Source organism: Novosphingopyxis baekryungensis DSM 16222, assembly GCF_000420305.1.
Lineage (GTDB): Bacteria > Pseudomonadota > Alphaproteobacteria > Sphingomonadales > Sphingomonadaceae > Novosphingopyxis > Novosphingopyxis baekryungensis.
In genome coordinates this window covers 292,945-306,437 of the sequence record NZ_ATUR01000004.1, presented here as the reverse complement: position 1 = coordinate 306,437, position 13,493 = coordinate 292,945, and the positions used below count along the sequence as shown (strand labels likewise).

Sequence of the window (13,493 nt, the reverse complement as noted above, 5' to 3'; positions counted from 1 at the left end):
GGAGAAAATAATATGGCAAATGTCGATGGTACGTGGGCAGTGGCGGTCAAGACCCCGATGGGCGACCAGAAGTCCGATCTGACGATCAGCAGCGAGGGCAGCACGTTCAAGGGCACGATGTCCGGCGCCATGGGCACCAATGATGTCAACGGCCAGGTGGACGGCGACACGCTGACCTGGTCGATGGACATCACCAGCCCCATGCCGATGACGCTCAACAACAAGGCAACGGTCGATGGCGACACGATGACCGGTACGGTCAACGCCGGCGCTTTCGGCGACATGCCACTGTCCGGCACGCGCAAGGTCTGAAGCCGACCAGATTACGAAAAAGGGCCGCTCCATCGGGGCGGCCCTTTTTTTGTCTACTGAAAAAGCGGGTCTAGCGAACCGTGACGGTCACCGCCCGGCGGTTCTGCGCCCAGGCCTGCGGATCGGACCCCAGCGCTTCGGGCCGTTCCTTGCCGTAGCTGATGGTGCGGATGCGATTGCGCGCCACACCTAGCGAGGCCAGATAATTGGCCGCCGCCGTGGCGCGGCGTTCCCCCAGCGCCAGATTATAGTCGCGCGTGCCGCGCTCGTCGGCATGGCCTTCGACCACGACGGTGGTGTTGGGATAGCGCTGCAGCCACTGGACCTGGCTCTGCAAGGTCGCAGCATCCTGCGAATCGATATTATATTCATCGGTATCGAAGAACACGCGGTCGCCGGAGACGCTGCGCACGAAATCTTCCTGGCTGCCCGGGCCGCCGGGGACATTGCTGCCATAGCCCGGCTGGTTGGCGTTGGGATCATAGCTCTGGCTGCCATCGTCATAGCCATTGCCCTGGTTCAACGGCGCAGGGGGCAGCTCGGGCGGTGCCTTCTTCCCGCAGGCGCCGAGCGCCAGCGTTCCAGCTGCGGCTAGCAATAAGAACTTGGTGCGATTGGTGGTCATCCCTCTGGTCTCCTGTGGCGTTGGTGCAATCCGCGTGCCGCCACTGGCATCGGGATCTTGCAAGAAATAGGCATTTATCACGGGCGGATCGGCCCCCAGGCGGGATCGGATCCATAGCCCGGCGTGGGCAGACGGCGCTCATTGGCACCCGCCACGTCGACCTGCCAGATTGAGGCGTCGCCCGATCCCTGCGCGGTGCGGAAAAACTGGATCACGCGCCCGTTCGGTGCCCAGGTCGGTGCCTCGTCCTGCCAGCTGTCGGTCAACAGCCGCTCACTGCCGCCGCCGGGGCGCATCACGCCGATCCGCAGATTGCCCGCAATCTTGGTGAAGGCGATAAGATCGCCGCGCGGGCTCCATTCCGGCGTGGCATAGCGCCCGCCGCCGAAGCTGATGCGCTTCTGGTTCGATCCGTCCGCGTTCATCGTATAGATCTGCTGGCTGCCGGACCGGTCGCTCTCGAACACGATCTGCTTGCCGTCCGGAGAGAAGCTGCCGCCCACATCGATGCCGGGCGCATTGGTCAGCCGCACCGGCGTGCCGCCATTGGCCGAAATCTTGTAGACATCGGTGTTGCCGCCCACCGCCATGGAATAAAGGATGGTCTGCCCGTCGGGCGACCAGCGCGGGGCAAAGGTGGCGTTGCTGCTCTGCGTCACCAACCGCTGGCGGCCGGTTCCGATATCGTAGATGTAGATGCGCGGATTGCCGTCGACATAGCTGAGATACAGGATCGACTGATAATTGGGCGAAAAGCGCGGGGTGAGGGCGGTCGCGCCGCCGCTGGTGAGAATCCGGTGGTTGGCCCCGTCCGAATCCATGATCGCCAGCTGCTTGCGGCGATTATTCTTCGGTCCGCTTTCCGCAATATAGGCGATGCGACTGTCGAAAAAGGGCTGCTCGCCAGTCAGGCGCGAATAGATGATGTCCGAACATTTATGCGCCGCCCGCCGCCAGTCGCGCGCGGGCACGACATAACCCTGGCGGGACAGTTCGGAGCCCAGGCCGACATCGTAGAGATAACAGCCCACGGTAATCTCGTTGGGGCTCGCGGCGCGCACGAAACCCTGCACCAGCACTTCGGCGTTGATCGTTTTCCAGCCGGGGAATTGCGGCGCGGTCACCTCGCCATATTGGATCGCGCGGACCTGATCGGGGCCACGCGGGGTGAACAGGCCGTTATTGCGCAGATCGGCGGTGATGACCTCGCCGATCCTGCGGCCGAGGTCGGCGGTGGAATAGGCATCGGTCGGCCGGTCCGCATCGGTGGCAAAACCGGGGATCGCGATGATCGTGTCCAGTTGCTGCGCATCGGCGACAATGTCTTCGCTTTGCTGCGCGGATGCTGCGGAAAAGGCAAAGGCGGTGCTGGCCAGAAAACTGGCGGCAATGGCGGTGGAGCGGATGAAATGGTTCATACGTCGCTTCTGAAGGTCAGGTCCCATGATTTCCAATTATCATAATATTCTGCCGGTAGCTTGAACGGCGCTGCCTGCTGTACCGATTTTATCGCGCGTTCGATATGCAGCTTTTGCTGCGGCGCGTTGCTGTCCGTCTTGCCGGATTGGCTGACCAGCGTGGGGGTGCCGGCCAGGCTGCCATCCTTGTTGAGCTTGATCCGCAGGACGGTGCGCAACTGTTCCACGTCCACACCGGACGGCACGTTGCGCTTCCAATAGGGCGCGATCTCCCCCTTGATGCTCACGTCGATCTGGCGGCGCGTGGTCTCGCTATAGGCGGCGGCGGGGGGCGTGTCGGCCTTGCCAGCCGTGCCGATCGAGCCGCGCATATTCTCGGCAAAACTGCTGGAGCGCTTGGCGGTGGCGCGGCTGCTGCCGGTCGACGTGGCTGGCTTGGGGGCCGCCTTGGGTGCGGGCTTCGCCTCCGCCTTCGGCGCGGGTTTGGGCGCTGCCTTGGGCTCTGGCGCCGCCTTTTTGGGCTCGGGCTTTGGGGCGGGCTTCGGCTTGGCCGCAGGCTTGGGTTTCGCAGCCGGCTTCGGTTTGGGCGCCGGTTCAGGCTTGGCGGCGGGCACCGGCTTCGGTTCCGCGCGCGGCGGTGCGGGTTCGGTCTGCGTGACGGGGGCCGGGCTGTCGGGCTGTGGCAGCGGCGCGTTCATCGCATCCATCGGATCGCCGATATCGTCTGCCGGGGCGGGGGCTGGCGCTTCGCTGGACAATTGCGGCGCGGTGGCCACGGGCGCAATCTCACCCAGCAGCGACACCTGAACGGGATCGGGCCTGGGCTTTGGCGGCACGTCGTCGGGGGAAAACATGCCCAGCGACAGCGCCGTGAACAGGGCGACATGCCCCACCAGCGCCACGCCCAGTCCAAATTGTTCCGCCCTCTGCATAGCAGTCCAGCGCTATGGACGTGCGCCTGAACCGGTGGTGACCAGGCTGATGGAGTTCAGCCCCGCCCGGTTCAGCTCGCCCATCACGCTCATCATCGCGCCATAATCGATCGACGTGTCCCCGCGCAGGATGACCGCGCGGTTGGCGGTGCCGTTCTGCGCGGCCAGCGCTTCCAGGCGGGCCGGCAGATCGGTGGCGGCCACGGCGTCTCCGTCGATATAGGTCACGCCGCTGGCGTCGATCGCTATCTCGATCGGCTCTTCGGGCTGTTCGATGGCGTTGGCGCGGCTTTCCGGCAGCTCGACGGGGACGCCCGTCACCAGCAGCGGCGCGGTGACCATGAAGATGATCAGCAGCACCAGCATCACGTCGACCAGCGGGGTGACGTTGATCTCGGCCATCGGCGCGCGCGCGCCGCCCCGGCCCCTGCGCCGCGATCCGCCGCGGCCATTGCCCAGCTGCATGGCCATCAGATGTCTTTTTCCAGCTCGCGGCTCAGCGTGGCGTGGAAGCCATCGGCAAATCGGCCGAGCTGCGCTTCATGCTGGTTCAGCCGGTGGGCGAAGCGATTATAGGCGATCACGGCGGGAATGGCGGCAAACAGGCCGATGGCGGTGGCAAACAGCGCCTCGGCAATGCCGGGGGCGACCACCGCGAGCGTGCTGTTCTGCTCCGCCGCAATGGCGGTAAAGCTGCGCATGATGCCCCATACGGTGCCGAACAGGCCGACAAAGGGCGCAACCGAACCGGTGGTGGCCAGAAAGTTCAGCCGTTCGGACAGCTTGTCGATCTCATGCGCGATGGTGCTGTTCATGGTCGCGGACAGCCGCTCGCGCGTGCCTTCGCGGTCGATCGTCTTGCCGCCGGTTGAGTGCCGCCATTCGGTCACCGCGCTGCCGAGCACATGAGCGATCGGCAGCTTGGCCTTGCCGCGTTCCTTGAAGAAGCCGTCGATATCGCTGGCCTGCCAGAAGTCGCGCTCGAACGCTTTGGTCTTGCGCTTGATGCTGCTCATTTTCAGCAGAAAGGAAATGATGATCGCCCAGGTCCAGACGCTGGCGAGGATCAGGCCGATAATCACGGCTTTCACCACGATATCGGCCTGCAAAAACAGTTCGACAGGTGAAAAGCCGGCAGGAACGGCGGCGGCGGAGATGAGGGTGTACGCGGTCAAGTTACGGGTCTTCCCTTGGGGTCGGCCCCGGGCATTAGCGCCTTGTAGATGGCAAGCCAATCTTTCGGTTGCCTGGTGGGCCGGCCGCTGGGGGAAAGAAAGGCGGCGGTCACCATCGCTTCGCACAGCAGCACATCGTCCCGGTACACGCCCTGCGCGATATGGCAGCTGGCGGCGCGTACATCGGTGACATGGCTGCGGATCAGCAGGGCATCGTCGAAATGCGCCGGGCTACGGAATTTCAGGTCCATCGCCGCCACCGCATAGACGCCGGTGCCATTGGCATGGGCGGCCGCCTGATCGATCCCCGCCACGCGCAGCATGTCGGAGCGGGCACGCTCGAAATAGCGCAGATAATTGGCATGATAGACCACGCCGGAAAAATCGGTGTCCTCGAAATAGACCCGCAGCGCAAAGCGATGTTCAGGCCCGACGAAATGGCCGTGATAGGGGGCGTCGGTCATGCGCGGAGCATTAATCGAACAGTCCGTCCTGCGTCGCCACGCCTTGCGGCGGGGCGAGTCCCAGATGCGTCCAGCCGCGCCCGTTAAGGCAGCGACCACGCGCGGTGCGAGCGATCAGGCCAAGCTGGATGAGATAGGGTTCGATCACATCCTCGATCGTGTCGCGCGGTTCGGACAGGCCCGCCGCCAGCGTTTCGACGCCCACCGGCCCGCCGCGATAGATGTCCGCGATCATGTGCAGATAGCGCCGGTCCATGGCGTCCAGGCCCAGCGCATCGACCTCCAGCCGGGTCAGCGCTTCGTCGGCGACCCTGGCGGTGACCTGCGGCTCTCCCAGCACATGCGCAAAATCGCGCACCCGGCGCAGCAGCCGCCCGGCGACCCGCGGCGTTCCGCGTGCCCGCTTGGCGATCTCCTGCGCGCCGTCCGGAGCGATCGGCAGGTTCAGCAGGCCTGCCGCGCGGGTGACGACGCGCTGCAGTTCCTCTACCGTGTAGAATATCAGCCGTACGGGAATACCGAAGCGGTCGCGCAGCGGCGTGGTCAGCAGGCCCTGCCGCGTGGTCGCGCCGATCAGCGTGAAAGCGGGCAGATCGATCCGCACGGACCGTGCGCTCGGCCCCTCGCCGATGATGAGATCGAGACAGCGGTCCTCCATCGCGGGATAGAGCACTTCTTCCACCACCGGATTGAGCCGGTGGATCTCATCGATGAAGAGCACGTCGCCTTCTTCGAGATTGGTCAGCAGCGCAGCGAGATCACCCGATTTGGCGATCACCGGCCCGCTGGTGGCGCGAAAACCCACGCCCAGTTCGCGCGCGACGATCTGCGCCAGCGTGGTCTTGCCAAGGCCGGGCGGCCCGAAGAACAGCACATGATCCATGGCCTCGGCGCGGCCCTTGGCCGCCTCGATAAACACGCGCAAATTCTCGCGCGCCTGCCGCTGGCCGACGAAATCGGCCAGCGTCTTGGGGCGCAGCGCCGCGTCGATATCCTCCGGCTGACGCTCGGCAGACAGGATGGGCGCGGTTTCGCTCAACCCGTCACCTCGTCATAGGCGCCGATATAGTTTTCGCGCGTGGACAGCCCGTCCAGCTCATGGTCGAGCGCTTCATAGCGTTCGGCAAAGCCGCGCTTGAACGCGTCATAGGCGGCGCGGCTCTCCCAGCGGTCATGGCTGAGATAGCGGCCCTTCTGTTCCTTGTCGCGCAATAGCCAGGTGCCGAGGAACCCCTCCGCCTCGGCGAACAGATCGACCCAGGGGCCGGCGCCGCCATAAGCGGTCTCGAACGCCGGTCGGTTGGTTTCCGGCACGAAATATTCCCAAATGACCGAATAGCTCATGATCGATGCTCCGCCTGCTTCATTTCGCGGCCTTCTTTAAGGCCAGGCGCACCAGCGCGTCGAGGCCTGCATCATCGCCCAGATCATCGGTGGCCGCGGCCACGGCGCGGGTGGCTTCGGCGGGCTTGAAGCCCAGATTTTGCAACGCGCTGACGGCGTCCGCACCGTGCGATCCGCTCGGCATGGCTGCCGATGGGCCGGTGCCGCCGGGAATCGCGCCGGCCTTGTCGCGCAATTCGTTGACGATGCGCTTGGCAAGTTTCGGCCCCACGCCATTGGCGCGTGCGACCATGGCGGCGTCTTCCCCGCCGATGGCGCGTTTCAGCTCGTCCAGCTCCAGCGCGGAAAGAATGGCAAGCGCCACCTTGGAGCCGACGCCTTGCACGCCCACGAGCAGGCGAAACCAATCCCGCTCCGGCGCGCTGGCAAAGCCGATCAGCCGCATGTCGTTTTCGCTGACCTGCAATTCGGTATGCACCGATGCGGCCTCCCCCACCGCGCCGATGGCCGAGATGGTGCGGGCCGATGCATGGACGAGATAGCCCACCCCGGCGACATCGATCACCAGATGGTCGGCCGCTGCCGCATCGATCCGTCCGCTGAGTTTTGCGATCATGCTTTGTTCACTAGCTGCGCGGGCGCGGGCTTGCCAGCGCGTTCTTGGGCGTCAGGCCGCGCTGCCGTCATCCTGCGCATTGCCGCGATAGGATGGCAGCGCCCAGCCGAAGTGGATCGCCGCGCCGCGCAGGACGAAACCGGCCAGCGCGGCCAGGATGGCCGCCACCGGCGTATCCATGCCCAGCAGTTTCAGAAGGACGAACAGGCCGGAGGAAAGGGCGGCGGCGGTCACGTAAATCTCAGGGCGCAGGATGATCGATGGCTCGCCGGCCAGCACATCGCGCACAATGCCGCCCACACAGGCGGTGATGATGCCCATCAGCGCGGCAGGTAGAGGGTTGATGCCATATTCGATCGCCTTGGCCGCGCCGAACACCGAATAGACGGCCAGGCCGACCGCATCGAACCAGTCCAGCATCGATCCTTTCCACCAGCGCTGCGGTGTCAGCCAGATCAGCAGCACCACCGCGCCGATCGCCATCAGGATGTTGCCGTCGACGATCCAGAACACCGGTGCGCCGATCAGCAGATCGCGCAAGGTCCCGCCGCCCACCCCGGTCACCAGCGCAAAGAAGCTGAAGGTGACCAGCGTCTGCCCCTTGCGCGCTGCCGCCAGCGCGCCCGATGCGGCGAACACGGCGATGCCGAGCATATCGAGGGCGATCAGGATCGGCCCGATTTCGAAATTGGGGAGCAGATTGTCGGTGGTCATGCGCCGCCGCCTAGGCCTGGTGCCATGCGATCACAACCCGGCAAATGCGATCGAACAGACCGTTGGTGTCAAGCAGGGTCAGGCCAGCTGCCTTTCAGCGCGCTGCTGTAAGACAGGCGGTCCCGACGCCGCGCGATGCGACCGGATGGGATGTCCGGTCGCTATCGGCGGTCTTGTGGGTCAGATGTGGATCGGCTTGCCCCGCACCGCCATGGCCGCTTCCTTCATGGCTTCGGCATGGGTGGGGTGGGCATGGCAGGTGAGCGCGATGTCTTCCGATGTCGCGCCAAACTCCATCGCCTGCGCGGCCTGCGCGATCAATGTTCCGGCCAGCACGGAAATGATGTGCACGCCGAGCACGCGGTCGGTTTCCTTGTCCGCGATGATCTTCACGAAGCCGTCGGTTTCCCGATTGGTCTTGGCGCGGCTGTTGCCCATGAAAGGGAATTTGCCGATGGCCAGTTCATGGCCAGCTTTCTTGGCTTCTTCCTCGGTCATGCCGACACCGGCCATTTCGGGATGGGTGTAGACGACCGACGGGATGATCGCATGGTTCACGATACCGGTGCCGCCGGCGATATTGTCGGCCACGGCAATGCCCTCATCCTCGGCACGGTGCGCCAGCATCAGGCCGGGCACCACGTCGCCGATGGCATAGACATCGTCCACGGCGGTTTCGAACCGTTCGTCGACTTCGATCAAACCGCGTTCGGTGGTCTTCAGGCCGGCGGCCTCCAGATTCAGACCGTCGGTGTTGGGCTTGCGCCCGATGCAGACCAGAACGGCGTCCGCCTCGATCGTCTCGCTGTCGCCGCCCTTGGCCGGCTCGACGGTCACGATGGCTTTCTTGCCCTCCACGGTCACGCCGGTCACCTTGGTGCCGGTGCGAAAATCGATGCCCTGCTTCTTGAACAGCTTGGCGCCCTCCTTGCGGATATCGCCATCCATGCCGGGCAGGATCTGGTCGAGAAATTCCACGCAGGTCACCTTGGCGCCGAGACGGCGCCAGACGCTGCCAAGCTCCAGCCCGATCACGCCGCCGCCGATCAGCACCATATGCTCCGGCACCTTGGGCAGCGAGAGAGCGCCGGTGGAATCGACCACAATGCCGCCGTCATTGTCGACCTCGACGCCCGGCAACGGCATGACGGAGGAGCCGGTGGCGATGATGACCGATTGCGCGGTCACCGTCTCGTCGCCCACCTTGATGCTGTGCGCATCCTCGAAAGCGGCGCGGCCCTTCAGCCAGGTCACCTTGTTCTTCTTGAACAGATATTCGATGCCGCCGGTCAGTTCGCCCACGGCCTTGGTCTTTTCGGCCATCATCTGATCGAGATCGAGCTCGGTCTTGCCGACTTTCACGCCGAATTTTTCCAGCGAACCGGAGGCCGCTTCCTCGAAATATTCGGAGGCATGGAGCAGCGCCTTGGACGGGATGCAGCCGACATTGAGGCAGGTGCCGCCCAGCGTATCGCGGCTTTCCGCGCACGCCGTTTTCAGCCCCAGTTGGGCGGCCCGAATGGCCGCGACATAGCCGCCGGGCCCCGAGCCGATCACCAGCACGTCATAATCGAAAGTCTGCTCAGCCATTATCAATCTCCGTTCGCCCTGAGCTTGTCGACGGGCGGTCTTTTTTCAACCGGGTCCCGGGAATAATCAGGGCTTCAACAAGCGCAGCCCGCACGGGAACAGTTTGTGTCTTACAGATCGATCAGCATGCGCGCCGGATCCTCGATCGCTTCCTTGATGCGGACCAGATAGGTCACGGCTTCCCGGCCATCGATGAGGCGATGGTCATAGGTCAGCGCCATGTACATCATGGGGCGGATCACGATCTCGCCGTCGATCACGACCGCGCGGTCCTCGATCCGGTGCAGGCCGAGCACGGCGCTCTGCGGTGGATTGACGATGGGCGTGCTCATCAGCGAACCGAACACACCGCCATTGGAGATGGTGAACGTGCCGCCCTGCATTTCGTCCATGGTCAGCTTGCCGGACTTGGCGCGCGCACCGAAGTCGCCGATCGTCTTCTCGATCTCGGCAAAGCTCAGGCTCTCCGCATTGCGGATAACCGGCACGACCAGACCATTGGGCGCGGACACGGCGACCGAGACGTCGACATAGTCATGATAGACGATCTCGTCGCCCTCGATGCGGGCATTGACCGAGGGAACATCGCGCGCGGCAAGGCAGGCGGCCTTGATGAAGAAGCCCATGAAACCAAGCCGCACGTCATGTTTCTTGGCGAACAAATCCTTGTATTTGCTGCGCGTGTCGATGACCGCGGTCATGTCGACATCGTTGAACGTCGTGAGCAGCGCGGCTTCGTTCTGTGCGGATTTCAGACGCTTGGCGATGGTCTGGCGCAGGCGCGTCATGCGCTGGCGCTCTTCGGTGCGTGCAGGCTTGCCATCGGACGCGGCAGCCGGTGCGCTGTCGCTCTTGGCAGGCGCGTCGTCGCCCTTCTTGGCCTTGCCGGACTTGGCCGCGTCCAGCACGTCTTCACGGGTCAGACGGCCATCCTTGCCGGTGCCCTTGATCTTAGTGGGATCGACACCGTGCTCCAGCACCAAGCGGCGGACCGAAGGGCTGAGATGCGGACTGTCGCCATCCGAGCCACCATCCTTGGCCGCGAATTCCGCGTCCGGCGTCTCAGCACGCTCGACCTGCTCGTCATCGGCCTTTTTGGGCTTGGGGTCTTCGCTCTTGCTCGGTGCTGGCGATGTCGCTGGGGCGTCCCCGTCCTCGATCCGCGCGATGACGGCATCGACCTGCACCGTCTCGCCAACCTCTGCCAGCAACTCGCCGATCGTGCCGGCCACGGGGGAAGGCACCTCGACGGCCACCTTGTCGGTTTCCAGACTGGCGATCGGCTCGTCCATTTCCACGCGATCGCCGGGCTGCTTGAGCCATTCGCCGATGGTCGCTTCGGTGATCGATTCGCCGAGGGTGGGTACTTTGACGTCCTGGGACATGATGTTTGCTTCGTCCTTCTGCTGCCAGGGCGCTGGGCCCGGCCTGATGTCTTTACGGAAAAGCCGCGGCCTAGTTGCGCAGCTTGTCCTTGGGGTTCAGCTCGATATCTTCCTTGCCAGCATGGCCCAGCGCCTCGGCGATCAGCTTCTGCTGCTGTTCCTTGTGGCGCGATGCCAAGCCCGTGGCCGGTGATGCCGATGCATCGCGTCCGGCATAGACCGGGCGCTGCGGCGCAGTTCCGGCTTCGCCCAGGCAGGTTTCCAGATAAGATTCCACGAAGTGCCAATAGCCCTGGTTCTTCGGTTCTTCCTGCGCCCAGACCACCGTTTCCAGATTGGTCATACGCTTCAGGCGCACGGCCAGAGGCTCGCCCGGGAACGGATAGAGCTGTTCGATCCGCACGATCGAGGTTTCCTCATCGCCTGCTGCATCGCGCGCCTCGATCAGATCGAACGCCACCTTGCCGGTGCACAGGACAAGGCGTTTTACGCGCTCGTCCGCCGGGGCGTTGGTGTCAGACTTGATGCGCATGAACTGCGAATCGCCCAGAAATTCGCTGGTCTCGGATACCGCCATCTTGTGCCGCAAGAGCGATTTCGGCGTCATGATAATCAGCGGTTTGCGGAAATTGCGCAGCATCTGGCGGCGCAGCACGTGGAAATAATTGGCCGGCGTGGTGATGTTGCACACCTGCATATTATCTTCCGCGCAAAGCTGCAGGAAGCGCTCGGGCCTGGCGGAACTATGCTCCGGGCCCTGGCCTTCATAGCCATGCGGCAACAGCATCACGAGGCCATTGGCCCGCAGCCATTTGGCTTCTCCGCTGGCGATGAACTGATCGATCGTGATCTGCGCGCCATTGGCGAAATCGCCGAACTGCGCTTCCCACATGATCAGCGCCTTGGGATCGGCCAGCGCATAGCCATATTCGAAGCCGAGCACGCCATATTCCGACAGCGGGCTGTCGAGCACGTCGAAGCGCCCATGCGGCACCTGGCTGAGCGGCGTATATTTTCGCTCATTCTCCTGATCGACCCAGACGGCATGACGCTGACTGAACGTGCCACGGCCGGAGTCCTGCCCGGACAGACGCACGCCATAGCCTTCGGAGAGGAGCGAACCGAAGGCCAGGGCCTCACCGGTCGCCCAATCGAAATTCTCGCCGCTGTCGAACATCTTCTTCTTGGCGTCGAGGATACGGCCCAAGGTTTTGTGGATCGTCAGATCGTCCGGCACCTCGGTCAGCGTCCGGCCAAGCGAATCGAACAATTTCCGCTCGATCGCGGTCGGCGCGTTGCGCCGCGCGGTCTCGTTGTCGGCCGGCACATGCAGGCCGGACCAACGCCCGCCAAACCAGTCGACCCGGTTGGGCTTGTAACTTTCGGCGGCCTCGAACTCTGCCTGCAGATGATCGGTATAGTCGCGCACGGCGCTGTCCATCCAGCCATCGTCCACCACGCCTTCGCGCTTCAGCCGCTCGCCATAAATGGCGCTGACCTTGGGGTGAGACTTGATCGCCTTGTACATCAGCGGCTGGGTGAAACTCGGCTCGTCGCCTTCATTGTGGCCGAAGCGGCGATAGCACCACATGTCGATCACGATATCGCGGCCGAAATGCTGGCGGAACTCGATCGCCATCTTGCAGGCATAGGTCACCGCTTCCGGATCATCGCCATTCACATGGAAGATCGGTGCCTGCACGCCCTTCGCCACGTCGCTGGGATAGGGCGAACTGCGCGCAAATTGCGGACTGGTGGTGAAACCGATCTGGTTGTTGATGACAAAATGGATGCAGCCGCCAGTATTATAGCCGCGGATGCCGCTGAAGCTCAGCGTTTCCCAGACGATGCCCTGGCCGGCAAAGGCGGCATCGCCATGGATGAGGACCGGCAGCACCTGCTCGTGCTTGCTGGTGTCCTGCCGCATCACCTGCTGCGCGCGCACCTTGCCCAGAACAACCGGATCCACCGCTTCGAGATGCGAGGGATTGGGAACCAGCGACATATGTACGGTGATGCTGTCAAATTCGCGATCGGTGCTGGTGCCGAGATGATATTTCACATCGCCGGACCCACCGACATCCTTGGGATTGGCACTGCCGCCCTGAAATTCGTGGAAAATGACGCGATAGGGCTTGGCCATCACGTTTGCGAGGACGTTCAGCCGCCCGCGATGGGCCATGCCATAGACGATTTCGCGCACGCCGAACTGGCCGCCATATTTGATCACAGCTTCCAGCGCCGGCAGCATCGCCTCGCCGCCGTCCAGGCCGAAGCGCTTGGTGCCGACATATTTCTTGCCGAGGAAGTTTTCGAACTGCTCCCCCTGGATCACCTTGTTGAGGATGGCCTTCTTGCCTTCCTCGGTGAAGCTGATGGCGTTTTCCTTACCCTCGAGACGCTCCTGCAGAAAGCGGCGCTCCTCGATGTCCGAAATATGCATATATTCCAGGCCGACGGGCCCGCAATAATCCGTCCGCAGCATGGTGACGAGATCGCGTACGGTGGCGTAATCAACACCCAGATTGCCGCCGAGGAACACTTCGCGGTCCAGGTCGGCCTCGGCGAATCCATGATATTCCGGCGTCAGATCGGCTGGAAGTTCGCGTTTGGACAGACCGAGTGGATCGAGGTTGGAGGCCAGATGGCCGCGCACGCGATAGGTGCGGATCAGCATCATGGCGCGGATCGAGTCGGCAGCCGCCTTCTCGATCTCCTTGGGAGAAAGGGGCTTTCCCTTGGCTTCTGCCGCCGCCTTGACCTCGACGGCCATGCGCGTGGGATCGAGCGCGGCGTTGAGATCGTCCGCCACGTCGAGCGGCCAGTTCGAACGCTGCCAGCTCGGCCCTTCGCGCGGTTCCTGTCCGGTGCTGAACATCTGGCCTTCTACGCCCATGGTCACTCTTTCTTTCGTGCCG

General features: G+C 63.7%; 14 protein-coding genes. 1 reads left to right on the top strand and 13 read right to left on the bottom strand.

The genetic code is table 11. The features are described from left to right. Positions 1-12: 12 nt before the first annotated feature. Positions 13-312: a hypothetical protein gene (locus G410_RS0108450; RefSeq protein WP_022673219.1), complete on the top strand. Its 300-nt coding sequence runs from the start codon at positions 13-15 to the stop codon at positions 310-312. A gap of 70 nt (positions 313-382) precedes the next feature. Here G410_RS0108450 and pal read toward each other — a convergent pair whose 3' ends face one another. The 13 genes from pal to G410_RS0108385 all read right to left on the bottom strand — a co-directional run bounded on the left by pal (position 383) and on the right by G410_RS0108385 (position 13,471). Continuing rightward, positions 383-937 carry a peptidoglycan-associated lipoprotein Pal gene (gene pal / locus G410_RS0108445; RefSeq protein WP_022673218.1) on the bottom strand — a complete coding sequence of 185 codons (555 nt, stop codon included), beginning with the start codon at positions 935-937 and terminating at the stop codon, positions 383-385. A gap of 77 nt (positions 938-1,014) precedes the next feature. Then, a complete protein-coding gene (gene tolB / locus G410_RS0108440; protein ID WP_022673217.1) occupies positions 1,015-2,355 on the bottom strand; it encodes a Tol-Pal system beta propeller repeat protein TolB in 1,341 nt (446 codons plus the stop codon). Further along, on the bottom strand, positions 2,352-3,287 hold the full coding sequence (locus G410_RS0108435) for a hypothetical protein (RefSeq protein ID WP_022673216.1): 936 nt from the start codon (positions 3,285-3,287) through the stop codon (positions 2,352-2,354). The genes tolB and G410_RS0108435 overlap by 4 nt, the downstream gene beginning before the upstream one ends. Positions 3,288-3,299: 12 nt before the next feature. After that, entirely contained in the window at positions 3,300-3,758 is a 459-nt protein-coding gene (locus G410_RS0108430) for an ExbD/TolR family protein (RefSeq protein WP_022673215.1), read from the bottom strand. Continuing rightward, entirely contained in the window at positions 3,758-4,462 is a 705-nt protein-coding gene (gene tolQ, locus G410_RS0108425; RefSeq protein WP_022673214.1) for a protein TolQ, read from the bottom strand. The genes G410_RS0108430 and tolQ overlap by 1 nt, the downstream gene beginning before the upstream one ends. Further along, a complete protein-coding gene (locus tag G410_RS0108420; RefSeq protein WP_022673213.1) occupies positions 4,459-4,926 on the bottom strand; it encodes a YbgC/FadM family acyl-CoA thioesterase in 468 nt (155 codons plus the stop codon). Before G410_RS0108420 ends, tolQ begins: the two co-directional genes overlap by 4 nt. 10 nt (positions 4,927-4,936) lie before the next feature. Then, positions 4,937-5,965 (bottom strand): Holliday junction branch migration DNA helicase RuvB, encoded by a 1,029-nt coding sequence (gene ruvB / locus G410_RS0108415; protein WP_022673212.1) that lies wholly within the window; start codon positions 5,963-5,965, stop codon positions 4,937-4,939. Beyond that, entirely contained in the window at positions 5,962-6,270 is a 309-nt protein-coding gene (locus G410_RS0108410; protein ID WP_022673211.1) for an antibiotic biosynthesis monooxygenase family protein, read from the bottom strand. Before G410_RS0108410 ends, ruvB begins: the two co-directional genes overlap by 4 nt. A gap of 19 nt (positions 6,271-6,289) precedes the next feature. Beyond that, complete coding sequence (gene ruvA / locus G410_RS0108405; protein ID WP_022673210.1) at positions 6,290-6,886, bottom strand: Holliday junction branch migration protein RuvA; 597 nt, start codon at positions 6,884-6,886, stop codon at positions 6,290-6,292. A 51-nt stretch (positions 6,887-6,937) separates the two neighbouring features. Further along, on the bottom strand, positions 6,938-7,600 hold the full coding sequence (locus G410_RS0108400) for a trimeric intracellular cation channel family protein (RefSeq protein ID WP_022673209.1): 663 nt from the start codon (positions 7,598-7,600) through the stop codon (positions 6,938-6,940). A gap of 180 nt (positions 7,601-7,780) precedes the next feature. Beyond that, positions 7,781-9,190, bottom strand: a complete 1,410-nt coding sequence (gene lpdA, locus G410_RS0108395) for a dihydrolipoyl dehydrogenase (RefSeq protein WP_022673208.1) — start codon at positions 9,188-9,190, stop codon at positions 7,781-7,783. Between the two features lie 110 nt (positions 9,191-9,300). Continuing rightward, positions 9,301-10,575, bottom strand: coding sequence for a 2-oxoglutarate dehydrogenase complex dihydrolipoyllysine-residue succinyltransferase (gene odhB, locus G410_RS0108390; RefSeq protein WP_022673207.1), 1,275 nt, complete (start codon positions 10,573-10,575; stop codon positions 9,301-9,303). Between the two features lie 70 nt (positions 10,576-10,645). Next, positions 10,646-13,471: a 2-oxoglutarate dehydrogenase E1 component gene (locus tag G410_RS0108385; RefSeq protein WP_022673206.1), complete on the bottom strand. Its 2,826-nt coding sequence runs from the start codon at positions 13,469-13,471 to the stop codon at positions 10,646-10,648. Between the last annotated feature and the right edge of the window lie 22 nt (positions 13,472-13,493).

Excerpts from the sequence above, each read along its gene's own strand:
- G410_RS0108420 (WP_022673213.1), bottom strand. The coding sequence starts at position 4,926 with ATGACCGACGCCCCCTATCACGGCCATTTCGTCGGGCCTGAACATCGC.
- odhB (WP_022673207.1), bottom strand. The coding sequence starts at position 10,575 with ATGTCCCAGGACGTCAAAGTACCCACCCTCGGCGAATCGATCACCGAA.
- G410_RS0108400 (WP_022673209.1), bottom strand. The coding sequence starts at position 7,600 with ATGACCACCGACAATCTGCTCCCCAATTTCGAAATCGGGCCGATCCTG.
- G410_RS0108385 (WP_022673206.1), bottom strand. The coding sequence starts at position 13,471 with ATGGGCGTAGAAGGCCAGATGTTCAGCACCGGACAGGAACCGCGCGAA.
- pal (WP_022673218.1), bottom strand. The coding sequence starts at position 937 with ATGACCACCAATCGCACCAAGTTCTTATTGCTAGCCGCAGCTGGAACG.
- G410_RS0108435 (WP_022673216.1), bottom strand. The coding sequence starts at position 3,287 with ATGCAGAGGGCGGAACAATTTGGACTGGGCGTGGCGCTGGTGGGGCAT.
- ruvA (WP_022673210.1), bottom strand. The coding sequence starts at position 6,886 with ATGATCGCAAAACTCAGCGGACGGATCGATGCGGCAGCGGCCGACCAT.
- tolB (WP_022673217.1), bottom strand. The coding sequence starts at position 2,355 with ATGAACCATTTCATCCGCTCCACCGCCATTGCCGCCAGTTTTCTGGCC.
- lpdA (WP_022673208.1), bottom strand. The coding sequence starts at position 9,190 with ATGGCTGAGCAGACTTTCGATTATGACGTGCTGGTGATCGGCTCGGGG.
- G410_RS0108430 (WP_022673215.1), bottom strand. The coding sequence starts at position 3,758 with ATGGCCATGCAGCTGGGCAATGGCCGCGGCGGATCGCGGCGCAGGGGC.
- G410_RS0108450 (WP_022673219.1), top strand. The coding sequence starts at position 13 with ATGGCAAATGTCGATGGTACGTGGGCAGTGGCGGTCAAGACCCCGATG.
- G410_RS0108410 (WP_022673211.1), bottom strand. The coding sequence starts at position 6,270 with ATGAGCTATTCGGTCATTTGGGAATATTTCGTGCCGGAAACCAACCGA.